General features: G+C 61.3%; 15 protein-coding genes, 6 tRNA genes and 3 rRNA genes. 21 read left to right on the top strand and 3 right to left on the bottom strand.

Annotated features, from left to right (window positions below):
• Nucleotides 1–131: 131 nt before the first annotated feature.
• The 3 genes from ACREYQ_RS16255 to ACREYQ_RS16245 all read right to left on the bottom strand — a co-directional run bounded on the left by ACREYQ_RS16255 (nucleotide 132) and on the right by ACREYQ_RS16245 (nucleotide 2573).
• Nucleotides 132–410: a DUF1488 domain-containing protein gene (locus ACREYQ_RS16255; protein ID WP_078198172.1), complete on the bottom strand. Its 279-nt coding sequence runs from the start codon at nucleotides 408–410 to the stop codon at nucleotides 132–134.
• 473 nt (nucleotides 411–883) lie between these two features.
• On the bottom strand, nucleotides 884–2128 hold the full coding sequence (locus tag ACREYQ_RS16250) for a nucleoside recognition domain-containing protein (RefSeq protein ID WP_432258536.1): 1245 nt from the start codon (nucleotides 2126–2128) through the stop codon (nucleotides 884–886).
• Nucleotides 2129–2186: 58 nt separating this feature from the next.
• Nucleotides 2187–2573 carry a DUF488 domain-containing protein gene (locus tag ACREYQ_RS16245; protein ID WP_432258535.1) on the bottom strand — a complete coding sequence of 129 codons (387 nt, stop codon included), beginning with the start codon at nucleotides 2571–2573 and terminating at the stop codon, nucleotides 2187–2189.
• Nucleotides 2574–3200: 627 nt separating this feature from the next.
• On the opposite strand from ACREYQ_RS16245, the gene ACREYQ_RS16240 reads away from it, so the two are divergent.
• The 21 genes from ACREYQ_RS16240 (at nucleotide 3201) to rpsG (ending at nucleotide 26426) form a co-directional block, all read left to right on the top strand.
• Nucleotides 3201–4732 (top strand): 16S ribosomal RNA (locus ACREYQ_RS16240).
• 62 nt (nucleotides 4733–4794) lie between these two features.
• A tRNA-Ile gene (locus ACREYQ_RS16235) sits at nucleotides 4795–4871 on the top strand.
• A 12-nt stretch (nucleotides 4872–4883) separates the two neighbouring features.
• Nucleotides 4884–4959: transfer RNA gene (locus ACREYQ_RS16230), tRNA-Ala, on the top strand.
• A gap of 297 nt (nucleotides 4960–5256) precedes the next feature.
• Nucleotides 5257–8137 (top strand): 23S ribosomal RNA (locus ACREYQ_RS16225).
• 115 nt (nucleotides 8138–8252) lie between these two features.
• Nucleotides 8253–8366: ribosomal RNA gene (gene rrf, locus ACREYQ_RS16220) — 5S ribosomal RNA — on the top strand.
• Together the 16S, 23S and 5S rRNA genes with 5 tRNA genes alongside form the textbook arrangement of a ribosomal RNA operon.
• 289 nt (nucleotides 8367–8655) lie before the next feature.
• A tRNA-Tyr gene (locus ACREYQ_RS16215) sits at nucleotides 8656–8741 on the top strand.
• 51 nt (nucleotides 8742–8792) lie between these two features.
• A tRNA-Gly gene (locus ACREYQ_RS16210) sits at nucleotides 8793–8866 on the top strand.
• A gap of 37 nt (nucleotides 8867–8903) precedes the next feature.
• Nucleotides 8904–8978 (top strand) — tRNA-Thr (locus ACREYQ_RS16205).
• A 45-nt stretch (nucleotides 8979–9023) separates the two neighbouring features.
• Nucleotides 9024–10214 carry an elongation factor Tu gene (tuf, locus tag ACREYQ_RS16200; RefSeq protein ID WP_432258528.1) on the top strand — a complete coding sequence of 397 codons (1191 nt, stop codon included), beginning with the start codon at nucleotides 9024–9026 and terminating at the stop codon, nucleotides 10212–10214.
• 84 nt (nucleotides 10215–10298) lie between these two features.
• Nucleotides 10299–10374: transfer RNA gene (locus tag ACREYQ_RS16195), tRNA-Trp, on the top strand.
• Nucleotides 10375–10433: 59 nt separating this feature from the next.
• Nucleotides 10434–10814, top strand: a complete 381-nt coding sequence (gene secE / locus ACREYQ_RS16190) for a preprotein translocase subunit SecE (RefSeq protein ID WP_432258534.1) — start codon at nucleotides 10434–10436, stop codon at nucleotides 10812–10814.
• Between the two features lie 10 nt (nucleotides 10815–10824).
• On the top strand, nucleotides 10825–11406 hold the full coding sequence (gene nusG / locus ACREYQ_RS16185; protein ID WP_029049798.1) for a transcription termination/antitermination protein NusG: 582 nt from the start codon (nucleotides 10825–10827) through the stop codon (nucleotides 11404–11406).
• 159 nt (nucleotides 11407–11565) lie between these two features.
• On the top strand, nucleotides 11566–11997 hold the full coding sequence (gene rplK, locus ACREYQ_RS16180) for a 50S ribosomal protein L11 (protein WP_042882508.1): 432 nt from the start codon (nucleotides 11566–11568) through the stop codon (nucleotides 11995–11997).
• Nucleotides 11998–12693 (top strand): 50S ribosomal protein L1, encoded by a 696-nt coding sequence (gene rplA / locus ACREYQ_RS16175; RefSeq protein ID WP_432258533.1) that lies wholly within the window; start codon nucleotides 11998–12000, stop codon nucleotides 12691–12693.
• Between the two features lie 403 nt (nucleotides 12694–13096).
• The gene (gene rplJ, locus ACREYQ_RS16170) at nucleotides 13097–13618 is read left to right on the top strand and encodes a 50S ribosomal protein L10 (protein WP_432258532.1); all 522 of its coding nucleotides are present in this window, start codon (nucleotides 13097–13099) and stop codon (nucleotides 13616–13618) included.
• Nucleotides 13619–13687: 69 nt separating this feature from the next.
• Nucleotides 13688–14062, top strand: a complete 375-nt coding sequence (gene rplL / locus ACREYQ_RS16165; protein WP_010810464.1) for a 50S ribosomal protein L7/L12 — start codon at nucleotides 13688–13690, stop codon at nucleotides 14060–14062.
• Between the two features lie 428 nt (nucleotides 14063–14490).
• Entirely contained in the window at nucleotides 14491–18597 is a 4107-nt protein-coding gene (gene rpoB / locus ACREYQ_RS16160) for a DNA-directed RNA polymerase subunit beta (protein ID WP_432258531.1), read from the top strand.
• Between the two features lie 126 nt (nucleotides 18598–18723).
• Nucleotides 18724–22968 (top strand): DNA-directed RNA polymerase subunit beta', encoded by a 4245-nt coding sequence (gene rpoC / locus ACREYQ_RS16155; RefSeq protein ID WP_432258530.1) that lies wholly within the window; start codon nucleotides 18724–18726, stop codon nucleotides 22966–22968.
• Nucleotides 22969–23153: 185 nt separating this feature from the next.
• Nucleotides 23154–25001: a DNA helicase RecQ gene (gene recQ, locus ACREYQ_RS16150; protein WP_432260434.1), complete on the top strand. Its 1848-nt coding sequence runs from the start codon at nucleotides 23154–23156 to the stop codon at nucleotides 24999–25001.
• A 351-nt stretch (nucleotides 25002–25352) separates the two neighbouring features.
• Entirely contained in the window at nucleotides 25353–25730 is a 378-nt protein-coding gene (rpsL, locus tag ACREYQ_RS16145) for a 30S ribosomal protein S12 (RefSeq protein WP_010810460.1), read from the top strand.
• A 225-nt stretch (nucleotides 25731–25955) separates the two neighbouring features.
• On the top strand, nucleotides 25956–26426 hold the full coding sequence (gene rpsG, locus ACREYQ_RS16140; RefSeq protein ID WP_010810459.1) for a 30S ribosomal protein S7: 471 nt from the start codon (nucleotides 25956–25958) through the stop codon (nucleotides 26424–26426).
• Nucleotides 26427–26536: the final 110 nt, after the last annotated feature.

Raw genomic sequence — 26536 nt, 5'->3', positions numbered from 1 at the left:
ATCCCGCCACATACGGGTGTCGCGGCGTGCGCTGGCTGGTGCCGGGCAGCGTGGCCGAGGTGGTGATGCGCTAGATAAGAAAAAGAAAACGCCCCCGGGGCTACGGGGGCGCCAGGACCTGGTGGCAGGATTCAGCCCGCGAAGCGAAAATGGCCGCTGCGCAGCACGATCTCGCGCGCCTCGGTCAGCTCGAACAGGCTTTCGGCCAGGCGCTCGATGCGCTGGCGGTTGCTGGTGAAGGCCGCCACCAGGTCTTCCTCACGCGGCGAACGCGCGCCGAAATGGGCCTCCAGGGCCTCGGCGGTGACGGAATACAAGGTGGGACTGCCGTTGACCGTGGCGGGGCAGGACAGCGTGAGGCTGGCTGCGCAGTAGGTCGGGAGGCTGCGAGGGAACGTGATGTCTGGCATGGCGTGCCTCGTGCTGGCGGCGGGTATTGGATAAATATAGGCCATTGCCGCGTTCCGTAAAGTCCGGCCGGAGCATGGACCAGGATCCTCGCGGGCATCCCAGGTTGGCTGCCCATCGCGAGGTCGCTCAACGACACTGTCTGCTGCGTTGCAACAAAATTAACTGTCGTCCGGATCGACGGGGTGGCCGCACTACGATGGGGTGGTGACTCCGCCTGGCGAAGATCTAAGCACAATTCCTGCGCATTGGCAGGCAGAGGAAGCACAGTGTTGTGGAAGTCTTTGCGTGCAGGCGAAAAAAAACCCACGCAGGTTGTGCGTGGGTTGGAATCCACCGAGGTGGTGGAGGAGACAGACTTCACTATACATGATTTGTTGCGACGCACCAAGCCGCAATGTGTCAATGTATGATGATGCGCACAATAGCGTTGCATCGATGCAACAAAATCGTATGTCCCGGCGCTGGCAGAAGCCTAGCGGAACAGATAAGCGGCGCCAACTGCACACACAAGCCCCGCGGCATCAGCCACCAGTGCACAGCCCAGGGCATGACGTGTATTGCGCACATTGACGCTGCCGAAGTAGACCGCCAGCACATAGAAGGTAGTCTCGGTCGATCCCTGGATGATCGCCGCCAGCCGGCCCTGGAACGAGTCCACGCCGTAGGTCGTCATGACATCCACCATCAGCCCGCGCGCGCCGGCGCCGGACAGGATCTTCATCAGCCCGACCGGCAGCGCCGGCACGAAGTCGGTATTGACGCCCAGGTGGGCAAAGCCCTGCGTCAGCCAGCCCATCAGCACGTCCATGCAGCCTGTGGCCCGGAACAGGCCGATGGCGACCAGGATCGCCACCAGGTAGGGAATGATCTGCACGGCGACGCCGAAGCCTTCCTTGGCGCCGTCGATAAAGGCTTCGTAAACATTCACACGCCGCAGTGCGCCGCAGACCAGGAACACCGTGATCAGCGACAGGATGAAGCCGGCGCCGGCCAGCGCCGTCACGTTGCTGACCTGCTCCGGCGGCGCGTGGTGCAGCCACGCGAACATCGCGCCCAGCAGCGCCACGACCAGCCCGAACGCCGCCAGCACGGCAGGGCGCAGCAGGTTCAGCCGCTGCACCCACGCTACCGCCAGCAGCCCGGCGAGGCAGGAGCCGCCGGTGGCCAACAGCGTCGGCAGGAAAATATCGGCGGCGTTGAAGCCCACCAGCCCCTGCTTGACCGCGATCGCCTGCCGGATTGCGATCACCGAGGTCGGGATCAGCGTCAGTCCGGCGGTATTCAGCACGATGAACATGATCTGCGCATCGGTGGCGACGTCGGGGCGCCGGTTCAGCGTCTGCAGCTCGCGCATGGCGTTCAGGCCGAGCGGCGTGGCGGCGTTGTCCAGCCCGAGCAGGTTGGCCGACACATTCATCATCATCGCGCCCTGCGCCGGGTGGCCCTGCGGCACGCCGGGGAAGAAATGGCGCAGCAGCGGGCTCACCAGCCGCGCGAAGGCATCGACCACGCCGGCGCGCTCGCCGATGCGCATGATGCCAAGCCAAAGGCTCATCACCCCGGCCAGGCCGAGCGCGATCTCGAAGGCCGTGCGCGCGCTGTCGAACAGGCTCGCCAGCATCGCCGGGAAGACGGTGAGGTCGCCGCTGGCCAGGCGGACGCAGGCAGCGACAAAGGAGACTAGGAAGAAACCGAGCCAGACAACGTTCAGGGCCATCGGAATGCGGGAAGCGGGGGAAATCAAAGCCGGGAGACGCCCCGGCACGGCGTGGAGCTCAGTCGATCACGGCTCCGCGCTCGGCCAGCAGCTCGCGCAGGATCGAACGGTGGCAGTGCGCCTCGTTCTCGCAATAACAGCCGACCGAGAAATTGGTCTGGTGCGACAGCGCCGCCAGCAGGTCGAGCGTGCGGCTGGCGTCCGGCTCGGCCATTTCCTTGCGGAAGTGCCGCACGAAGGCCCGCCATTGCTTGTCGTCGGTGGCCTGCAGCGCCTGTGCCACCAGTTCCGGCGACGGCGACAGCACCGGATACCAGACATCGTAGAAGTCGCGGCTGGCGAACTCGGATTTGGGTACGCCCCGTGGCGGGCGGCGTACGGTGCCGATGCGCAGGCCCTCATCGGCCGCCCGCGGTGTTCCCAGTCTTACGATCCTGATGGTCATGAAGGTTGCTCCCGCCGTTCTCTGTCTTCTCGGCCCAGGCGTTGGCGCCTGCCTGCGTGTCTTGGCTTAAGCCTCAGATCATGAATCATGGTGTCGCGCCTGACAAACTTCTGCACCGTCACTGTCACCAACGCGATGAATAAGACTTATACGCCGCTCGCGGGGCTGCTTCGAATTATTTCGCGAAATCGCTTGCCAAGCCCACGATGCTCCCTTACTATTCGCCCCCTCGCAACACAACGCAGCGCTGCAAAGCAGACGGGGCAAGGGTTGCGGGGTTGACCGGAAGGTTGGTGCAGCGAAGTTGGCGCGCCGGCCGCAGCAAAAAAAGATTGCTGAAACGGTTGACGAAACGAAGAAAGCTCTGCATAATCTCGTTTCTCTGCTGCAGCAAACGCAGCGACGCAAACGGCAAAGCCGGTAGCGCAGTTCTTTAACAAACAAACAACCGATAAGTGTGGGCGCTGGGTAGCGGACGCCGCTGTCTTCGGACAGTGTTGCTTCACAAGTTATACAGTGCTCGCACAGCAAAACGTGACTGGGTCTTTGGATCTGGTCAGTCAGTTTTCTGAGAGTGAGCGACCGCTCGAAAGAGCGAGGGAGCCGCGAGGCTTCCACACAGAGATTGAACTGAAGAGTTTGATCCTGGCTCAGATTGAACGCTGGCGGCATGCCTTACACATGCAAGTCGAACGGCAGCACGGGCTTCGGCCTGGTGGCGAGTGGCGAACGGGTGAGTAATACATCGGAACGTGCCCTGTAGTGGGGGATAACTAGTCGAAAGATTAGCTAATACCGCATACGACCTGAGGGTGAAAGCGGGGGACCGCAAGGCCTCGCGCTACAGGAGCGGCCGATGTCTGATTAGCTAGTTGGTGGGGTAAAAGCCTACCAAGGCGACGATCAGTAGCTGGTCTGAGAGGACGATCAGCCACACTGGGACTGAGACACGGCCCAGACTCCTACGGGAGGCAGCAGTGGGGAATTTTGGACAATGGGGGCAACCCTGATCCAGCAATGCCGCGTGTGTGAAGAAGGCCTTCGGGTTGTAAAGCACTTTTGTCCGGAAAGAAATGGCTCTGGTTAATACCCGGGGTCGATGACGGTACCGGAAGAATAAGCACCGGCTAACTACGTGCCAGCAGCCGCGGTAATACGTAGGGTGCGAGCGTTAATCGGAATTACTGGGCGTAAAGCGTGCGCAGGCGGTTTTGTAAGACAGGCGTGAAATCCCCGAGCTCAACTTGGGAATGGCGCTTGTGACTGCAAGGCTAGAGTATGTCAGAGGGGGGTAGAATTCCACGTGTAGCAGTGAAATGCGTAGAGATGTGGAGGAATACCGATGGCGAAGGCAGCCCCCTGGGACGTCACTGACGCTCATGCACGAAAGCGTGGGGAGCAAACAGGATTAGATACCCTGGTAGTCCACGCCCTAAACGATGTCAACTAGTTGTTGGGGATTCATTTCTTCAGTAACGTAGCTAACGCGTGAAGTTGACCGCCTGGGGAGTACGGTCGCAAGATTAAAACTCAAAGGAATTGACGGGGACCCGCACAAGCGGTGGATGATGTGGATTAATTCGATGCAACGCGAAAAACCTTACCTACCCTTGACATGCCACTAACGAAGCAGAGATGCATCAGGTGCCCGAAAGGGAAAGTGGACACAGGTGCTGCATGGCTGTCGTCAGCTCGTGTCGTGAGATGTTGGGTTAAGTCCCGCAACGAGCGCAACCCTTGTCTCTAGTTGCTACGAAAGGGCACTCTAGAGAGACTGCCGGTGACAAACCGGAGGAAGGTGGGGATGACGTCAAGTCCTCATGGCCCTTATGGGTAGGGCTTCACACGTCATACAATGGTGCGTACAGAGGGTTGCCAACCCGCGAGGGGGAGCTAATCCCAGAAAACGCATCGTAGTCCGGATCGTAGTCTGCAACTCGACTACGTGAAGCTGGAATCGCTAGTAATCGCGGATCAGCATGCCGCGGTGAATACGTTCCCGGGTCTTGTACACACCGCCCGTCACACCATGGGAGTGGGTTTTGCCAGAAGTAGTTAGCCTAACCGCAAGGAGGGCGATTACCACGGCAGGATTCATGACTGGGGTGAAGTCGTAACAAGGTAGCCGTATCGGAAGGTGCGGCTGGATCACCTCCTTTCTAGAGGCTTGTGTCTCAAGCCTAGCGTTCACACTTATCGGTTTGTTTGCTGTTACAGCCAAGGGTCTGTAGCTCAGGTGGTTAGAGCACCGTCTTGATAAGGCGGGGGTCGTAGGTTCAAGTCCTACCAGACCCACCAAGTTATCCGGAAGGGGGATTAGCTCAGCTGGGAGAGCACCTGCTTTGCAAGCAGGGGGTCGTCGGTTCGATCCCGTCATCCTCCACCATCACTTACGAGTGAGCCTGGTACCTTGGATTGGTGGTCAAATGCAAGCGCTTAGCCTTGAGCGTTTGCATTTGGCATTGCCAAGCGATCTGATGATCGGCTGTTCTTTAACAATATGGGATGTAGTAAAGGTGTCGCGAAGCGTTGATGAGACGCTGCAGTACAAAACGCGATACCGGGTTGTGATTGTATCAACCAAAATGTATTTAAGTGATCGAAAGATGACTTGGAATACGGCACAAATGCGAGAACTCATCCTGTAGCGACGTTTCGAGCAATCGAGACACACTCGTTATAGGGTCAAGCGAACAAGTGCATGTGGTGGATGCCTTGGCGATCACAGGCGATGAAGGACGCGGTAGCCTGCGAAAAGCTTCGGGGAGCTGGCAAACAAGCTTTGATCCGGAGATGTCCGAATGGGGAAACCCGGCCCGTATGGGTCATCCCACACTGAATCCATAGGTGTGGGAAGCGAACGCGGCGAACTGAAACATCTAAGTAGCTGCAGGAACAGAAATCAACCGAGATTCCCAAAGTAGTGGCGAACGAAATGGGAAGAGCCTTGTACTCTTTAGCAGTGGTGTTAGCAGAACGGGATGGAAAGCCCGGCCCTAGCAGGTGATAGCCCTGTATGCGAAAGCACGATTGTGGAACTAGGTGTACGACAAGTAGGGCGGGACACGTGAAATCCTGTCTGAAGATGGGGGGACCATCCTCCAAGGCTAAATACTCGTGATCGACCGATAGTGAACCAGTACCGTGAGGGAAAGGCGAAAAGAACCCCGGGAGGGGAGTGAAATAGATCCTGAAACCGCATGCATACAAACAGTCGGAGCCTGGAAACGGGTGACGGCGTACCTTTTGTATAATGGGTCAGCGACTTACATTCAGTGGCAAGCTTAACCGATTAGGGAAGGCGTAGCGAAAGCGAGTCCGAACAGGGCGTTGAGTCGCTGGGTGTAGACCCGAAACCAGATGATCTATCCATGGCCAGGTTGAAGGTGCGGTAACACGTACTGGAGGACCGAACCCACTAACGTTGAAAAGTTAGGGGATGAGCTGTGGATAGGGGTGAAAGGCTAAACAAATCTGGAAATAGCTGGTTCTCTCCGAAAACTATTTAGGTAGTGCCTCGTGTGTCACCTTCGGGGGTAGAGCACTGTCATGGTTGGGGGGTCTATTGCTGATTACCCCGCCATAGCAAACTCCGAATACCGAAGAGTGCAATCACGGGAGACAGACATCGGGTGCTAACGTCCGGTGTCAAGAGGGAAACAACCCAGACCGCCAGCTAAGGTCCCCAAGATTGGCTAAGTGGGAAACGAAGTGGGAAGGCTAAAACAGTCAGGAGGTTGGCTTAGAAGCAGCCACCCTTTAAAGAAAGCGTAATAGCTCACTGATCGAGTCGTCCTGCGCGGAAGATGTAACGGGGCTAAGCCAGTCACCGAAGCTGCGGACGCACAGCAATGTGCGTGGTAGGAGAGCGTTCTGTAAGCCTGTGAAGGTGTCTTGTAAAGGATGCTGGAGGTATCAGAAGTGCGAATGCTGACATGAGTAGCGATAAAGGGGGTGAAAGGCCCCCTCGCCGTAAGCCCAAGGTTTCCTACGCAACGTTCATCGGCGTAGGGTGAGTCGGCCCCTAAGGCGAGGCAGAGATGCGTAGCTGATGGGAAGCAGGTTAATATTCCTGCACCGTCGTATGATGCGATGGGGGGACGGATCGCGGAAGGTTGTCCGGGTGTTGGAAGTCCCGGTCCCTGCATTGGAGAAGGCGCTTTGGCAAATCCGGGCGCGGGATTCAAGGATGCGGGGCGAGCGGCCTAGTGCTGCGAAGCAATTGGAAGTGGTTCCAAGAAAAGCCTCTAAGCTTCAGTCATACGAGACCGTACCGCAAACCGACACAGGTGGGCGAGATGAGTATTCTAAGGCGCTTGAGAGAACTCGGGAGAAGGAACTCGGCAAATTGGTACCGTAACTTCGGGATAAGGTACGCCCTGGTAGCTTGACTGGCCTGCGCCAGAAGGGTGAAGGGGTTGCAATAAAATGGTGGCTGCGACTGTTTAATAAAAACACAGCACTCTGCAAACACGAAAGTGGACGTATAGGGTGTGACGCCTGCCCGGTGCCGGAAGATTAAATGATGGGGTGCAAGCTCTTGATTGAAGTCCCGGTAAACGGCGGCCGTAACTATAACGGTCCTAAGGTAGCGAAATTCCTTGTCGGGTAAGTTCCGACCTGCACGAATGGCGTAACGATGGCCACACTGTCTCCTCCCGAGACTCAGCGAAGTTGAAGTGTTTGTGATGATGCAATCTCCCCGCGGCTAGACGGAAAGACCCCATGAACCTTTACTGTAGCTTTGCATTGGACTTTGAACCGATCTGTGTAGGATAGGTGGGAGGCTTTGAAGCGTGGACGCTAGTTCACGTGGAGCCGTCCTTGAAATACCACCCTGGTTTGTTTGAGGTTCTAACCTTGACCCGTGAATCCGGGTCGGGGACAGTGCATGGTAGGCAGTTTGACTGGGGCGGTCTCCTCCCAAAGTGTAACGGAGGAGTTCGAAGGTACGCTTGGTACGGTCGGACATCGTACCTAAAGTGCAATGGCAAAAGCGTGCTTAACTGCGAGACCGACAAGTCGAGCAGGTGCGAAAGCAGGACATAGTGATCCGGTGGTTCTGAATGGAAGGGCCATCGCTCAACGGATAAAAGGTACTCTGGGGATAACAGGCTGATACCGCCCAAGAGTTCATATCGACGGCGGTGTTTGGCACCTCGATGTCGGCTCATCTCATCCTGGGGCTGTAGCCGGTCCCAAGGGTATGGCTGTTCGCCATTTAAAGAGGTACGTGAGCTGGGTTTAAAACGTCGTGAGACAGTTTGGTCCCTATCTGCCGTGGGCGTTGGAATCTTGACGGGGGCTGCTCCTAGTACGAGAGGACCGGAGTGGACGTACCGCTGGTGTACCTGTTGTCTCGCCAGAGGCATCGCAGGGTAGCTATGTACGGAAGAGATAACCGCTGAAAGCATCTAAGCGGGAAACTCGCCTGAAGATGAGGATTCCCTGGCGGCTTGACCGCCTTGAAGGGTCGTTCGAGACCAGGACGTTGATAGGCTGGGTGTGGAAGCGCAGTAATGCGTTAAGCTAACCAGTACTAATTGCCCGTAAGGCTTGATCCTATAACCAGTGTGTTTTGCCTGGTGAGCTGATCGCCTTGTGCCACCGATACGCACAACCAAGACTACATCCCTATTCGCAGCGTTGACCTCAACCTCAGCGCTGCACCCCCTTATGCCTGGTGACCATAGCGAGTTGGAACCACCCCTTCCCATCCCGAACAGGACCGTGAAACGACTTTGCGCCGATGATAGTGCGGATTACCCGTGTGAAAGTAGGTCATCGCCAGGCTCTTATTCCCAAAACCCCTCGACAGCGTGTGCTGCGAGGGGTTTTGTCCTTCCCGGAACACCGTGCGTGTGTGTCTCCGACCCCCGCCAGTGGCCTCGGAGCCGCTAGAAGCCGCGCCGGAAAGTCCCTATAGGGTGAGAACGCAGAAATCTAAACTGCGCTTGTGGGAGCGATCGGGCGGTTCAAGCGACACGCTGGCACGCCTTCCCTGGTCTGACCAAGTAACGCATCCGCAACGGAAAGTGCTTGACAGGCAAGGTGAATAGCCCCATAATTGATAGTTCTCTGCGGAGAGGTGCCCGAGTGGCTAAAGGGGGCAGACTGTAAATCTGTTGGCTTACGCCTACGCTGGTTCGAATCCAGCCCTCTCCACCAGAATGCAAGACAGCAGCCGGCAATGCCGGTGAAGAAGCAGGAAAGAACCGGGCGGGTGTAGCTCAATGGTAGAGCAGAAGCCTTCCAAGCTTACGACGAGGGTTCGATTCCCTTCACCCGCTCCAGTCGCGCGGTTGCTGTCAAAGTAGTACGTCAAGTTTCGCCCATGTGGCTCAGTGGTAGAGCACTCCCTTGGTAAGGGAGAGGTCGGCAGTTCGATCCTGCCCATGGGCACCAAATACCACGCACTGGCAATATCGCTACCGAGACAGGAGTCGCGAAATGGCAAAGGAAAAGTTCGAGCGGACCAAGCCGCACGTGAACGTTGGTACGATTGGTCACGTTGACCATGGCAAGACCACGCTGACCGCAGCGATCGCCACGGTGCTGGCCTCGAAGTTCGGCGGCGCCGCCAAGAAGTACGACGAAATCGACGCAGCGCCGGAAGAAAAGGCACGCGGTATTACCATCAATACCGCCCACGTCGAGTACGAGACGGCCAACCGCCACTACGCGCACGTTGACTGCCCGGGCCACGCTGACTATGTGAAGAACATGATCACGGGCGCAGCGCAGATGGACGGCGCGATCCTGGTTTGCTCGGCCGCTGACGGCCCGATGCCGCAAACGCGCGAGCACATCCTGCTGGCGCGCCAGGTTGGCGTGCCTTACATCATCGTGTTCCTGAACAAGTGCGACATGGTGGACGACGCTGAACTGCTCGAGCTGGTCGAGATGGAAGTTCGCGAGCTGCTGTCGAAGTACGAGTTCCCCGGTGACGACACCCCGATCATCAAGGGTTCGGCCAAGCTGGCGCTGGAAGGCGACAAGGGCGAGCTGGGCGAAGTGGCGATCATGAACCTGGCCGACGCCCTGGACAACTACATCCCGACGCCGGAGCGCGCGGTTGACGGTACGTTCCTGATGCCGGTGGAAGACGTGTTCTCGATCTCGGGTCGCGGCACGGTGGTGACCGGCCGTATCGAGCGCGGCGTGATCAAGGTCGGCGAGGAAATCGAAATCGTCGGTATCAAGCCGACGGTGAAGACCACCTGCACCGGCGTGGAAATGTTCCGCAAGCTGCTGGACCAGGGCCAGGCTGGCGACAACGTCGGTCTGCTGCTGCGCGGCACCAAGCGTGAAGACGTCGAGCGCGGCCAGGTGCTGTGCAAGCCGGGTTCGATCAAGCCGCACACCCACTTCACCGGTGAGGTGTACATCCTGTCGAAGGACGAAGGCGGCCGTCACACCCCGTTCTTCAACAACTACCGCCCGCAGTTCTACTTCCGTACCACCGACGTGACTGGCTCGATCGAGCTGCCGGCGGACAAGGAAATGGTCATGCCGGGTGACAACGTGTCGATCACCGTCAAGCTGATCGCCCCGATCGCCATGGAAGAAGGCCTGCGCTTCGCTATCCGCGAAGGTGGCCGTACCGTCGGCGCCGGCGTCGTGGCAAAGATCCTCGACTAAGTTGTTTGATGGCGAACGCGGCACCAACCGGCCGCGTTCGTTGCCAGAAGGGGTTGGCGGCAGCGCCGGCCCCACAGTTGTTTTAGGGGTATAGCTCAACTGGCAGAGCGTCGGTCTCCAAAACCGAAGGTTGGGGGTTCGATTCCCTCTGCCCCTGCCAAATCAATCAGCCGCGTCGCGAGGAGCAATCGTGACGCGGCTTAGTCTCGTTTGCGAAACATGGCCAATCCCAATGTTGAAACCGTGAACGCCAGCAGCGGCAAGTGGATGCTTGGCGTCGCGGTGCTGCTGGTGGTTGCGGGCGTCATCGGTTTCTATGCACTGGCACAGCAACCGTCTTATGTACGTGGCGCCGCACTGTTCGGTGGTATTGCACTGGGTATCGTCGTTGCACTGGTGTCGGCACCGGGCAAGGACTTTATCGGGTTCGCCAAGGAATCGTATCGGGAAGTTCGCAAGGTCGTCTGGCCGACGCGCAAGGAAGCCGGGCAGATGACGGGGCTGGTCTTCGTCTTTGTCGTCGTCATGGCAATGTTCCTGTGGTCGGCAGACAAGCTCATCGAGTGGGTTGTCTTCTCGCTCGTGCTGGGCTGGAAATAAGAGGTAGCACATGACGGATAACGCTCAGCAGGAAACCACCGCGCCGGAATCGCCTTCGTCGAAGAAGCGCTGGTATGTCGTGCATGCCTACTCCGGCATGGAGAAGAGCGTGCAGCGCGCGCTGCAGGAGCGCATCGACCGCGCCGAGATGCAGGACAAGTTTGGCCGCATCCTGGTGCCGTCCGAAGAAGTCGTGGAGATCAAGGGCGGCCACAAGTCGGTCACCGAGCGCCGTTTCTTCCCGGGCTACGTGCTGGTGGAAATGGAAATGACCGACGAGACCTGGCACCTGGTGAAGAACACCAGTAAGGTCACCGGTTTCGTGGGCGGTGCCCGCAACCGCCCGAGCCCGATTTCGCAGCGCGAAGTCGACAAGATCATGACCCAGATGCAGGAAGGGGTCGAGAAGCCGCGTCCCAAGACGCTGTTCGAAGTGGGCGAAATGGTGCGCGTCAAGGACGGCCCGTTCACCGATTTCAACGGCAACGTGGAAGAAGTGAACTACGAGAAGTCGCGCCTGCGCGTCTCGGTCACGATCTTCGGGCGCGCCACGCCGGTCGAACTCGAATTCGGCCAGGTCGAGAAGGTTTAAGGAATTTGCCGGCGGCTGCCTGAACGGGCGGCAACCGGCAACGGCGACGCCCCGGTGGCGGCGCCAAGAGGAGCGTGAGGCCGTGCCGGTGGTGCGGCGACAGCGCGTTACGACTCAACAGGATCGCATCCCGAAGGAGCGATCCGGATTGGAGTAGAGATGGCCAAGAAGATCATTGGCTTTATCAAGCTGCAGATTCCGGCTGGTAAGGCAAATCCCTCCCCGCCCGTTGGTCCTGCACTGGGTCAGCGTGGTCTGAACATCATGGAGTTCTGCAAGGCGTTCAACGCCCAGACCCAGGGTATGGAACCCGGTCTGCCGGTGCCGGTGGTGATTACCGCCTTCGCCGACAAGAGCTTCACGTTCGTGATGAAGTCGCCCCCCGCGACCGTGCTGATCAAGAAGGCAGCCGGCGTGGCCAAGGGTTCGCCGAAGCCCCACACCGACAAGGTTGGCAAGATCACCCGCGCCCAGGCTGAAGAAATCGCCAAGGCCAAGAACGCTGACCTGACCGCCGCCGACCTGGACGCCGCCGTGCGTACCATCGCCGGTTCGGCTCGTTCGATGGGCATCACCGTGGAGGGTCTGTAAATGGCTAAGGTTTCCAAGCGCGTCGCCGCCAACAAGGCGAAGATCGAGCGTACCAAGTTCTACCCGATCGACGAGGCCCTGGGCCTGGTGAAGGGCTGCGCCTCGGCGAAGTTCGACGAATCGATCGACGTGGCCGTGCAACTGGGCATCGACGCCAAGAAGTCGGACCAGGTGGTTCGCGGCTCCGTGGTGCTGCCGGCCGGTACCGGCAAGTCGGTGCGCGTGGCTGTGTTCGCCCAGGGCGAGAAGGCCGAAGCCGCCAAGGCCGCCGGCGCTGACATCGTCGGCATGGAAGACCTGGCTGAGCAAGTCAAGGCCGGCAACCTGAATTTCGACGTCGTGATCGCCTCGCCGGACACGATGCGTATCGTCGGTACGCTGGGCCAGATCCTGGGCCCGCGCGGCCTGATGCCGAACCCGAAGGTTGGCACGGTGACGCCCGACGTGGCCCAGGCTGTGAAGAACGCCAAGGCTGGTCAGGTGCAATACCGTGTCGACAAGGCCGGTATCATCCACGCCACCATCGGTCGCCGTTCGTTCGACGACGCCGCGCTGAAGAGCAACCTGTCCGCACTGCTGGAAGCCCTGGTCAAGTCCAAGCCGGCTACGAGCAAGGGCGTGTACCTGCGCAAGATCGCCGTCTCGTCCACCATGGGCGTTGGCGTGCGCGTGGAACAAGCTTCGCTGTCGGCCTGAGCTGACGGCATAGGCTGACCGGACCCGATAACACCGGTCGGCCGCGAATTGAAGGTCCTCGCCACGGCGGGGATCGTCTCCGGACCGAACAGGGAAGGAGCAAGGCTTTGGGCAGTGGTGCCGCCCGGTTGCGCAAGCAGCGACGGCACTGCTGGTTATCAAAGACCGCTGGTGTCCTGGTCCGCTGCAGTGTTGGCGGAGAGGGCTTAATCGGTCGGTGCGTGCGGGATGGCTTTCGGGCCTGACCGACGTCTTCCGGCCAGCCAGCGCAGATGGCGCACCCGAAGGGATTGAAGCAGCCGGGCACGACCCGGATGATTCGGGCCAATCGGACGCCGTTCGTTTGTGCTGACGTGAAGGCTCCGGTATTGCCGGAGAGCTAGCGTCATTTTGGAGCTTAACCGTGCCACTCAATATTGAAGATAAGAAGGCCGTCGTTGCTGAGGTCTCGGCGCAAGTCGCCAAGGCCCAGACCATCGTCGTGGCCGAATATCGCGGCATTGCGGTTGGCGATCTGACCAAGCTGCGTGCCACCGCTCGCCAGCAAGGCGTGTACCTGCGTGTTCTGAAGAACACGCTGGCCCGCCGTGCCGTCGAAGGTACGCCGTTTGCAGGCCTCGCAGAGCAGATGACCGGCCCGCTGATCTACGGTATTTCCGAAGATGCAGTGTCGTCGGCCAAGGTTCTGAACGACTTTGCCAAGACCAACGACAAGCTGGTCCTGCGCGCAGGGTCGTATGACGGCAAGGTTCTCGACGCTGCCGCCGTGAAGGCGCTGGCCTCGATCCCGAGCCGCGACGAACTGATTGCTCAGCTGCTGGGCGTGATGCAGGCACCGGTGTCGGGCTTCGCCCGTCTGCTGGCTGCACTGGCTGCCAAGAACGCAGAAGGCGCTCCCGCGGAAGCGGAAGCCGCCGGCGCCTAAGGCAATCCAGGCCGCGCATCGAAAGATCGCATTACCGATACCGAATCAAATCTAGTAGGAGTATTTCAAATGGCAATCACCAAAGACGACATCCTGGAAGCCGTTGGCGCCATGTCCGTGATGGAACTGAACGACCTGGTCAAGGCGTTCGAAGAGAAGTTTGGCGTGTCGGCCGCTGCCATGGCCGTGGCTGCTGCTCCGGGCGCTGGCGGTGCCGCCGCTGCTGAAGAGCAGACCGAGTTCAACGTGATCCTGGCCGAAGTCGGCGCCAACAAGGTTGGCGTGATTAAGGCTGTTCGCGAAATCACCGGCCTGGGCCTGAAGGAAGCCAAGGACCTGGTCGATGGCGCACCGAAGCCTGTCAAGGAAGGCGTGGACAAGGCCGCTGCTGCCGAAGCCAAGAAGAAGCTGGAAGACGCTGGCGCGAAGGTCGACGTCAAGTAAGGCTATGCTCGCGTGCCCTTGTGGCACGCGAATGGGGCTGGCAAAGGGAAATTCCCGGCGCCAGCCTTTTTGCGCTTGTGCGATTGTGTTTTAGTCGCCACTCCGCAGAGCGAGCGAGCAGTAGAAAGTGATGTTTGCGATTCGCGGCAGGCTTTGATTTGCCGGCGATTCAGCAGAGGCCAAACATCAGTGGCACACTAAGTGGTTGCTGCTGATGTTTGTCTTCTGAACCGACTGCAGAAGACAAGTTTGGTCGGGTGTCCCCCGGGCGAGTACAGGCGTTGCGCTGATGCGACGACCACACCGCCCGCAGCGTGCGGACACCGTCAGCCAGAGGTTGGTAGCGGCCAACCGCCAAATCCCCTCCCAGTCGCTGAACACCTCAGGCGCGGCCAGGTCCAGCCGTCCTGCGATGATTCGGAGATCCCATGGCGTACAGCTTCACCGAAAAGAAGCGCATTCGCAAAAGTTTTGCGAAGCGCGCGACGGTACATCAGGTTCCATTCCTGCTTGCCACTCAGATTGAATCCTACACCCAGTTCTTGCAAGCGGAAACGCCGACCGCGCGTCGCAAGACTGAAGGCCTCCAGGCCGCTTTCAACGCAATCTTCCCGATCTCCTCGCATAACGGGCTTGCCCGTATGGAGTTCGTCTCGTATCACCTGTCCAACCCGCCGTTCGACGTCAAGGAATGTCAGCAGCGTGGCCTGACCTTCCACTCGGCCCTGCGCGCCAAGGTTCGCCTGATCATCAACGATCGCGAGAACCCGGGCAAGGTCAAGGAAGTGAAGGAGCAGGAAGTCTACATGGGCGAAATCCCGCTGATGACTTCCACCGGTTCGTTCGTGATCAACGGCACCGAGCGTGTCATCGTCTCGCAGCTGCACCGCTCGCCGGGCGTGTTCTTCGAGCACGACAAGGGCAAGACCCACAGCTCGGGCAAGCTGCTGTTCTCGGCACGTATCATCCCCTACCGCGGTTCGTGGCTGGACTTCGAATTCGATCCGAAGGACATCCTGTACTTCCGCGTCGACCGCCGCCGCAAGATGCCGGTGACGATCCTGCTGAAGTCGATCGGCCTGACCCCGGAACAGATCCTCGCGCACTTCTTCGTGTTCGACAACTTCACGCTGCAGGCCGAAGGCGCGCAGCTGGAGTTCGTGCCCGAGCGCCTGCGCGGCGAAGTCGCGCGCTTCGACATCGCCGACAAGAACGGCCGTGTCGTGGTCGAGAAGGACAAGCGGATCAACGCCAAGCACATCCGTGACCTGGACTCGGCCGGCACCAAGCTGATCAGCGTGCCGGAAGACTACCTGCTGGGCCGCGTGCTGGCCAAGAACATCATCGACCCGGATACCGGCGAGGTGATTGCAAACGCCAACGACGAGCTGACCGAAACGCTGCTGGAAAACCTGCGCGAAGCCGGCGTCAAGCAGATCCAGACCCTGTACACCAACGACCTGGACCAGGGCCCGTACATGTCGCAGACCCTGCGCGTGGACGAGACCGCCGACCAGACCGCCGCGCGTATCGCGATCTACCGCATGATGCGCCCGGGCGAGCCGCCGACCGAGGAAGCCGTGGAAGCGCTGTTCCAGCGCCTGTTCTACAGCGAAGAATCTTACGACCTGTCGCGCGTTGGCCGCATGAAGGTCAACAGCCGCCTGGGCCGCCCGACCGGTGAAGGCGCCATGGTGCTGCAGGACGAGGACATCCTCGAGACCATCAAGATCCTGGTCAACCTGCGCAACGGCAAGGGCGAGGTCGATGACATCGATCACCTGGGCAACCGTCGCGTGCGTTGCGTCGGCGAACTGGCCGAGAACCAGTTCCGCGCCGGCCTGTCGCGCGTGGAGCGTGCCGTCAAGGAACGTCTGGGCCAGGCCGAGACCGAGAACCTGATGCCGCACGACCTGATCAACTCGAAGCCGATCTCGTCGGCGATCCGCGAGTTCTTCGGTTCGTCGCAGCTGTCGCAGTTCATGGACCAGACCAACCCGCTGTCCGAGATCACGCACAAGCGCCGTGTCTCCGCACTGGGCCCGGGCGGCCTGACGCGCGAGCGCGCCGGCTTTGAAGTCCGTGACGTGCACCCGACCCACTATGGCCGGGTGTGCCCGATCGAAACGCCGGAAGGTCCGAACATTGGCCTGATCAACTCGCTGGCACTGTATGCCCGCCTGAACGAGTACGGCTTCCTGGAAACGCCGTACCGCAAGGTGGTCGACAGCAAGCTGACCGACCAGGTCGACTACCTGTCCGCGATCGAGGAAGGCAAGTACGTGGTGGCGCAGGCCAACGCGACCGTTGACGCCGAAGGCAACCTGACCGACGAACTGGTGTCGGCGCGTGAAGGCTCCGAGCGTGAAACCCGCATGGTGACGCCGGACCGCGTGCAGTACATCGACGTGGCGCCGTCGCAGATCGTGTCGGCCGCTGCCTCGCTGGTGCCGTTCCTGGAACACGATGACGCGAACCGTGCACTGATGGGCGCCAACATGCAGCGCCAGGCCGTGCCTTGCCTGCGTCCGGACAAGCCGCTGGTCGGCACCGGCATCGAGCGCACCGTTGCGGTCGACTCGGGTACGGCCGTGCAGGCGATGCGTGGCGGCGTGGTCGACTACGTCGACGCGATGCGTATCGTGATCCGCGTGAACGACGACGAAGCCGTGGCCGGTGAAGTCGGCGTGGACATCTACAACCTGATCAAGTACACGCGCTCGAATCAGAACACCAACATCAACCAGCGTCCGATGGTGAAGGTTGGCGATATCGTTGCCCGCAACGATGTGATCGCCGACGGCGCCTCGACCGACCTGGGTGAACTGGCTCTCGGCCAGAACATGCTGGTGGCGTTCATGCCGTGGAACGGCTACAACTTCGAGGATTCGATCCTGATCTCGGAGCGTGTGGTGGCCGAAGACCGCTATACCTCGATCCACATCGAGGAACTGTCGGTCGTTGCCCGCGACACCAAGCTGGGACCGGAAGAAATCACGCGCGATATCTCGAACCTGGCCGAAGCCCAGCTGGCGCGCCTGGACGAGTCGGGCATCACCTACATCGGCGCCGAAGTCGAAGCCGGCGACGTGCTGGTGGGCAAGGTCACGCCGAAGGGCGAGACCCAGCTGACCCCGGAAGAGAAGCTGCTGCGCGCGATCTTCGGCGAGAAGGCTTCGGACGTGAAGGACACCTCGCTGCGCGTGCCGTCGGGCATGAGCGGCATCGTGATCGACGTCCAGGTCTTCACCCGCGAAGGCGTGACCCGCGACAAGCGTGCCCAGTCGATCATCGACGACGAACTGAAGCGCTACCGCCTGGACCTGAACGACCAGCTGCGTATTGTGGAAGGCGACGCGTTCCAGCGTCTGGAGCGCCTGCTCGTCGACAAGACCGTCAACGGCGGTCCGAAGAAGCTGGCCAAGGGTGCCAAGATCACCAAGGAGTACCTGGCGGACATCGACAGGTACCACTGGTTCGACATCCGTCCGGCCGACGAGGAACTGGCTGCCCAGCTGGAAGCCGTCAAGGAAGCCATCGAGCAGAAGCGCCACGAGTTCGACCTGGCCTTCGAAGAGAAGCGCAAGAAGCTCACGCAGGGCGACGAACTGCCGCCGGGCGTGATCAAGATGGTCAAGGTGTATCTGGCCGTCAAGCGCCGCCTGCAGCCTGGCGACAAGATGGCCGGCCGTCACGGCAACAAGGGCGTCGTGTCCAAGATCACCCCGATCGAAGACATGCCCTACATGGCCGACGGCACGCCTGCCGACATCGTGCTGAATCCGCTGGGCGTGCCTTCGCGGATGAACGTGGGCCAGATTCTCGAGACGCACCTGGGCTGGGCCGCGCGCGGCCTGGGCGAGCGCATCGGCAACATGCTGAAGGCGCAAGCCAAGGCAGCCGAAGTGCGCAAGCTGCTCACGCAGATCTACAACGAGAGCGGCAAGGTCGAAGACCTCGACAGCCTGTCGGATTCGGAAGTCCTGGAGCTGGCCGAGAACCTGAAGAAGGGCGTGCCGTTCGCGACGCCGGTGTTCGATGGTGCGCATGAGGATGAAATCCGCCGCATGCTGGACCTCGCCTATCCGGAAGAGATCGCGAAGGAGAAGGGCCTGACCGCTTCCAAGCAGCAGGTCACGCTGTTTGACGGCCGCACCGGCGAAGCGTTCGAGCGTCCGGTCACGCTGGGTGTGATGCACATGCTGAAGCTGCACCACCTGGTCGACGACAAGATGCACGCGCGTTCCACCGGCCCGTACTCGCTGGTGACGCAGCAGCCGCTGGGCGGCAAGGCCCAGTTCGGTGGCCAGCGTTTCGGTGAGATGGAAGTGTGGGCACTGGAAGCCTACGGCGCGTCGTACGTGCTGCAGGAAATGCTGACGGTCAAGTCCGATGACGTGAACGGCCGTACCAAAGTGTACGAGAACATCGTCAAGGGCGAGCACTCGATCGACGCCGGCATGCCGGAATCGTTCAACGTGCTGGTGAAGGAAATCCGCTCGCTGGGTATCGACATCGACCTCGATCGCTACTGATCGGGCAGGTGAGGGGAGCCGGCCACGGCCGGTTCCCCGTCGACACACAGCAGCGCAGGATTTCCCACAGGATGAATGCCATCGACCCGGAGCAACTCCGGGGCGGTGGCGAAACAAGGAGTTGCAATGAAAGCATTGCTCGATCTCTTTAAGCAGGTACAGCAGGAAGAGCAGTTCGACGCGATCAAGATCGGCCTGGCCTCGCCCGAAAAGATCCGTTCGTGGTCGTACGGCGAAGTGAAGAAGCCGGAAACGATCAACTACCGTACGTTCAAGCCGGAACGCGACGGCCTGTTCTGCGCCAAGATCTTTGGCCCGATCAAGGACTACGAGTGCTTGTGCGGCAAGTACAAGCGCCTGAAGCACCGTGGCGTGATCTGCGAGAAGTGCGGCGTTGAAGTGACGCTGGCCAAGGTGCGCCGCGAGCGCATGGGCCATATCGAACTGGCCGCGCCGACCGCGCACATCTGGTTCCTGAAGTCGCTGCCGTCGCGCCTGGGCATGGTCCTGGACATGACGCTGCGCGACATCGAGCGCGTGCTGTACTTTGAAGCATTCGTGGTGCTCGAACCCGGCATGACCCCGCTCAAGAAGAGCCAGATCATGTCCGAAGACGACTACCTCGCGAAGTGCGACGAGTACGGCGAGGGCGAGTTCGTCGCCATGATGGGTGCCGAGGGCATCCGTGAACTGCTGCGCGGCATCGACATCGAGAAGCAGATCGAACAGATCCGCGCCGAGCTGCAGGCCACCGGTTCCGAAGCCAAGATCAAGAAGTTCGCCAAGCGCCTGAAGGTGCTCGAGGCCTTCCAGCGTTCGGGCATCAAGCCCGAGTGGATGATCCTCGAAGTGCTGCCGGTGCTGCCGCCCGAGCTGCGTCCGCTGGTGCCGCTGGACGGCGGCCGCTTCGCGACCTCGGACCTGAACGACCTGTATCGCCGCGTCATCAACCGTAACAACCGCCTCAAGCGCCTGCTGGAGCTGAAGGCGCCTGAAATCATCGTGCGCAACGAAAAGCGCATGCTGCAGGAAGCGGTTGACTCGCTGCTGGACAACGGCCGTCGCGGCAAGGCGATGACCGGCGCCAACAAGCGTCCGCTGAAGTCCCTGGCCGAAATGATCAAGGGCAAGGGCGGCCGTTTCCGTCAGAACCTGCTGGGCAAGCGCGTCGACTACTCGGGCCGTTCGGTCATCGTGGTGGGCCCGACGCTCAAGCTGCACCAGTGCGGCCTGCCCAAGCTGATGGCGCTCGAGCTGTTCAAGCCCTTCATCTTCCACAAGCTGGAAACGATGGGCATCGCCACCACCATCAAGGCGGCGAAGAAGGAAGTCGAAAGCCAGACCCCGGTGGTGTGGGACATCCTCGAAGAGGTGATCCGCGAGCACCCGGTGATGCTGAACCGTGCGCCGACGCTGCACCGCCTGGGTATCCAGGCGTTCGAGCCGGTGCTGATCGAAGGCAAGGCCATCCAGCTGCACCCGCTGGTCTGCGCGGCGTTCAACGCCGACTTCGACGGTGACCAGATGGCTGTCCACGTCCCGCTGTCGCTGGAAGCGCAGATGGAAGCCCGCACCCTGATGCTGGCCTCCAACAACGTGCTGTTCCCGGCCAACGGCGACCCGTCGATCGTGCCGTCGCAAGACGTGGTGCTGGGTCTGTACTACACGACCCGCGACAAGATCAACGGCCGCGGCGAGGGCATGACCTTTGCCGACATCAGCGAAGTGATCCGCGCCTACGAGAACAAGGAAGTCGAACTGGCTTCGCGCGTGAACGTGCGTATCACCGAGTATGAGCTGGTCGACAAGGACGCCGAAGGCGACGCCCGTTTCGCACCCAAGATCACGCTGCAGGCCACCACGGTCGGCCGCGCGATCCTGTCCGAGATCCTGCCCAAGGGCCTGCCGTTCTCGGTGCTGAACAAGCCGCTGAAGAAGAAGGAAATCTCGCGCCTGATCAACACCGCGTTCCGCAAGTGCGGCCTGCGCGAGACCGTGATCTTCGCCGACAAGCTGCTGCAGTCGGGCTTCCGCCTGGCAACCCGCGCCGGTATCTCGATCGCCATCGACGACATGCTGGTGCCGCCGCAGAAGGAAAAGATCATCGCCGAGGCATCGGCCAAGGTGAAGGAATACGACAAGCAGTACATGTCGGGTCTGGTGACCGACCAGGAACGCTACAACAACGTCGTGGACATCTGGGGCGCCGCCGGCGACCAGGTGGGCAAGGCGATGATGGAGCAGCTCCAGCACGAAGACGTGGTCGACCGCGAAGGCAAGACCGTGAAGCAAGAGTCGTTCAACTCCATCTACATGATGGCCGACTCGGGCGCACGGGGTTCCGCCGCGCAGATCCGCCAGCTGGCCGGCATGCGTGGCCTGATGGCCAAGCCGGATGGCTCGATCATTGAAACGCCGATTACGGCGAACTTCCGTGAAGGCCTGAACGTTCTGCAGTACTTCATCTCGACCCACGGCGCCCGTAAGGGCCTGGCCGATACGGCGCTGAAGACCGCCAACTCGGGTTACCTGACCCGTCGTCTGGTCGACGTGACGCAGGATCTGGTCGTGGTGGAAGACGATTGCGGCACCTCCAACGGCGTGGCCATGAAGGCCCTGGTCGAAGGCGGTGAAGTGATCGAAGCCCTGCGCGACCGTATCCTTGGCCGCGTGACCGTGGCCGATGTGGTGAACCCGGAAACCCAGGAAACCGCGATCGAAGCCGGCACGCTGCTGGACGAAGACCTGGTCGAGATGATCGACGCGATCGGCGTGGACGAAGTCAAGGTCCGCACCCCGCTGTCGTGCGACACGCGCTATGGCCTGTGCGGCAAGTGCTACGGCCGCGACCTGGGCCGCGGCGTGCTGGTGAACTCCGGCGAAGCGGTGGGCGTGATTGCCGCGCAGTCGATCGGTGAGCCGGGCACGCAGCTGACCATGCGTACGTTCCACATCGGTGGTGCGGCATCGCGTGCGGCAGTGGCATCGAGCGTGGAAGCCAAGGCAACCGGCACCGTGCGTTTCACGGCGACCATGCGCTACGTCACCAATGCGAAGGGCGAACTGATCGTCATCTCGCGTTCGGGCGAGGCGCTGATCACCGACGACCACGGCCGCGAGCGCGAGCGCCACAAGATCCCGTACGGCGCCACGCTGCTGGTGCAGGACGGCCAGGCCATCAAGGCTGGCACGCAGCTGGCCACGTGGGATGCGCTGACGCGCCCGATCGTGTCGGAATACACCGGTACGACCAAGTTCGAGAACGTCGAAGAAGGCGTGACCGTCGCCAAGCAGATGGACGAAGTGACGGGCCTGTCGACCCTGGTGGTGATCGACGCCAAGCGCCGCACGGCTGCCACCAAGGGCATCCGCCCGCAGGTGAAGCTGCTCGACGCCGCCGGCCAGGAAGTGAAGATCCCGGGCACGGACCACTCCGTGACCATTGGCTTCCAGGTGGGCGCGCTGATCACGGTGAAGGACGGCCAGCAGGTGCACGTGGGTGAAGTGCTTGCGCGTATCCCGACCGAATCGCAGAAGACCCGCGACATTACCGGTGGTCTGCCGCGTGTGGCCGAGCTGTTCGAAGCGCGTTCGCCGAAGGACGCCGCCGTGCTGGCGGAAGTCACCGGCACGACCTCGTTCGGCAAGGACACCAAGGGCAAGCAGCGCCTGGTCATCACCGACCTGGACGGCAATGCCCACGAGTTCCTGATCGCGAAAGAAAAGCAGGTGCTGGTGCACGACGGCCAGGTGGTGAACAAGGGCGAAATGATCGTGGAAGGTCCGGCGGACCCGCACGACATCCTGCGCCTGAAGGGCATCGAAGAGCTGGCGCACTACATCGTCGACGAAGTCCAGGACGTGTACCGTCTGCAGGGCGTGAAGATCAACGACAAGCACATCGAGGTGATCGTTCGCCAGATGCTGCGCCGCGTCCAGATCGCCGACGTGGGCGACACCAAGTTCATCCCGGGTGAACAGGTGGAGCGTTCGGAACTGCTCGACGAGAACGACCGCGTGATCGCCGAAGGCAAGCGTCCGGCCACGTACGAGAACCTGCTGCTCGGTATCACCAAGGCGTCGCTGTCGACCGACAGCTTCATCTCGGCGGCATCGTTCCAGGAAACCACCCGCGTGCTGACCGAAGCCGCGATCATGGGCAAGACCGACGACCTGCGTGGTCTGAAGGAAAACGTGATCGTCGGCCGTCTGATCCCGGCCGGCACCGGCCTGGCCTACCATCGTGCCCGCAAGGCGCGCGAGGCCTCCGAGCGCGAACGCGCCCAGGCGATCGCCGAAGAAGAGCAGTCGCTCTTCATCGAGCCGACGCCGGTGGTGCAGGCGACCGAGGGTGAAGGCGACAACGCCTGACCGCAGTAGAGACAGATCCCGCCGCAAGGCGGGCCAAAGCCCGGCTGATCCAGCCGGGCTTTTTTTTGTCCGCTCGCCGGTGGCGCTGTCGTGAGAAAGATCGGACTGTTTGCCCGGCGAGCACGGAAGCGGGCCACCTTAGTGGTATGGTTACGGCTTTTCCGGCTTCAGCAATTCCGTTGTCTATGTCGCACGCGCTGGCGATCCTCAAAGATGTCTTCGGCTACCACGCCTTCCGCGGGCGCCAGGCCGAGATCATCGACCACGTCGCGACGGGCGGCGACTGCCTGGTGCTGATGCCGACCGGCGGCGGCAAGTCGCTGTGCTACCAGATCCCGGCGCTGCTGCGCCAGCGCGCCGGCGACGGCGTCGGCATCGTGGTGTCGCCGTTGATCGCGCTGATGCAGGACCAGGTCGCGGCGCTGACCGAGGCCGGCGTGCGTGCCGCGGTGCTCAATTCGACGCTGACCGGGGCCGAGGCCTCGGCCGTCGAGCGCGACCTGCTGGCCGGCCGCATCGAGATTCTCTACGTGGCGCCGGAACGGCTGATGACGCCGCGTTTCCTCGACCTGCTCGAGCGCACGCGCGTCGGGCTCTTCGCCATCGACGAAGCGCACTGCGTGTCGCAGTGGGGCCATGACTTCCGCCCTGAGTACATCCAGCTGTCGGTGCTGCACGAGCGCTTCCCGTACGTGCCGCGCATCGCGCTGACCGCGACCGCCGACGCGCTCACGCGCGACGAGATCATCGAGCGCCTGGCGCTGCACGATGCGCGTGTCTTCATCTCCAGCTTCGACCGGCCCAATATCCGCTACCGCATTGTCGAGAAGGACAATGCGCGCCAGCAGTTGCTGGCCTTTATCAAGGCGGAGCACACCGCGGCCGACGGCACCCATGACAGCGGTATCGTCTACTGCCTGTCGCGCAAGAAGGTGGAAGACACGGCGCAGTGGCTGAGCGGGCAGGGCATCAATGCGCTGGGCTACCACGCCGGCATGGACTCGCAGGTGCGCCAGCACCACCAGGCCCGCTTTCGCGAGGAAGAAGGGCTGGTGATGGTGGCCACGATCGCCTTCGGCATGGGCATCGACAAGCCCGACGTGCGCTTTGTCGCCCACCTGGATCTGCCCAAGAGCATGGAAGGCTATTACCAGGAAACCGGCCGCGCCGGCCGCGACGGGTTGCCGGCCAATGCCTGGATGGCCTATGGCCTGGGCGACGTGGTGCAGCAGAAGCGCATGATCGACGAGTCCGAGGCGGACGAGGCCTTCAAGCGGGTGTCGTCGTCCAAGCTCGACGCGCTGCTGGGTCTGTGCGAGACCGCCGGTTGCCGGCGCGTGCGCATCCTGGCGTATTTCAATGAAGCCAGCGAACCCTGCGGCAACTGCGATACCTGTCTGGAGCCGCCCGCCACCTGGGACGGCACGCGCGAGGCGCAGATGGCGCTGTCCTGCGTCTACCGCACCGCGCAGGCGAGCCGCGTGCACTTTGGCGCCACCCACCTGATCGACGTGCTGCGCGGCAATACTTCCGAGAAGATCCGCCAGTGGGGGCACGACAAGGTGTCCACCTTCGGCATCGGCAAGGACCGCTCGGTGCATGAGTGGCATACCGTATTCCGCCAGCTGATCGCCCAGGGCCTGCTGACCATCGACCATGGCGGCCACGGTGCGCTGCTGCTGGGCGAGGACGCCCGCGCGGTGCTCAAGGGCGAACGCCAGATCATCCTGCGCCGCCAGGCCACCAAGCCCGGCAAGTCGGGCGACCGTCCGGCGCGCGGCACCCGCACCGACCACACCGCCGACATGGATGCCGACACGTTGGCCAACTGGGAGGTGCTGCGCCGTTGGCGCACCGAGGCCGCGCGCGAGCATGGGGTGCCCGCCTATGTGATCTTCCACGATGCGACGCTGGCGGAGCTGGCCCGGACCGCACCTGGTTCCCTGTCGGCCATGCAGGGGATTCCCGGCATTGGTGCATCCAAGCTGGAGCGCTACGGGCAGTCCATCCTCGAAGCCCTGCGCGGGGTTTGAAAGGCGACATGCGCCACCCGGTTCCAGGTCGGGTATACGGCTTGACGGTATACGATTCCGCTGCTAGGATGCCAGATTCGAGTTTTTGGCTTTGGATTTCGCTCGCCCGTCGGAGAAGTGGCCTTGAGGCCGCTGCCGGCAAGCCTTCCGGACTGGGTTTCCATGGACGGGTGGCGGCAGACGCGGGATCCGGGTGCCGGCTCGCGCTCTTTGGCATGCTGTTACCGCACAGTCCCGTCTCCAGAGCGCGTCCGCTCACCTCTCCCGCCCAAAACCCGTAGTTGCCTTTCCATTTCGGTGTAGCTGCCGGTGCGAGGGGCGTTTTTCGTAAAAACCAAGCTGGATTGAACAATGCCAACTATCAACCAACTGGTTCGCAAGCCGCGCGTCTCTGAAGTCGTCAAGAGCAAGAGCCCGGCGCTTGAGAACTGCCCGCAGCGTCGCGGCGTGTGCACCCGCGTGTACACCACGACGCCGAAGAAGCCGAACTCGGCACTGCGTAAGGTCGCCAAGGTGCGCCTGACCAACGGTTTCGAAGTCATTTCGTACATCGGCGGTGAAGGCCACAACCTGCAGGAACACTCGGTCGTGCTGATCCGCGGCGGCCGTGTGAAGGATCTGCCGGGTGTGCGTTACCACATCGTCCGTGGCTCGCTCGACCTGCAAGGCGTGAAGGACCGCAAGCAGGCTCGTTCGAAGTACGGCGCGAAGCGTCCGAAGGCAGCCTAAGCTACGGTAGCCTGGGTCGGAAAGACCCGAAGCAACAAACGATAGCCTGTGGCGCGAGTCATGGTGCTGTCACCAGGCGGCGGTACAACGGAACGCCTTTTTTGGCACCGTGCCGTCGAGTAAGTGGTCACCCGGCGAATTTGCTGTCTTTTGCATGCAAGCTAGTTGGTGGCCGGAGAGCGGGAACTACTGACCGCGCTCTCAACTGAATCTAAAGGAAAGAAGATGCCACGTCGTCGTGAAGTCCCCAAGCGGGATGTTCTGCCTGATCCGAAGTTCGGTAACGTTGAAGTTGCCAAGTTCATGAACGTGCTGATGCTGGACGGCAAGAAGTCGGTTGCCGAACGTATCGTCTATGGCGCGTTCGACCAGATCGAAAAGAAGGCAGGCAAGGCCCCCATCGAAGTGTTCTCCGTTGCGATCAACAACGTGAAGCCGGTGGTGGAAGTGAAGAGCCGTCGCGTGGGCGGCGCCAACTATCAGGTTCCGGTCGAAGTCCGTCCGTCGCGTCGTCTGGCATTGGCGATGCGTTGGCTGCGCGAGGCCGCGAAGAAACGCAGCGAGAAGTCGATGGCGCTGCGCCTGGCAGGTGAGCTGCTGGAAGCATCGGAAGGCCGTGGCGGCGCAATGAAGAAGCGCGACGAAGTGCACCGCATGGCCGAAGCCAACAAGGCGTTCTCGCACTTCCGCTTCTAAGCGCGCGATAGCGTTTGTTGGTTGCCGGGCGGGCTGTGTTTTTACACATCTCGCCCGTTTGTGTTAGGGGCGCAGGCCATGAGATGCCGGCGCCTCACGGACAAATAGAG

This window comes from Cupriavidus sp. TMH.W2 (assembly GCF_050847365.1).
Taxonomy (GTDB): Bacteria; Pseudomonadota; Gammaproteobacteria; order Burkholderiales; family Burkholderiaceae; genus Cupriavidus.
This window is presented reverse-complemented; position numbering and strand designations above follow the sequence as displayed.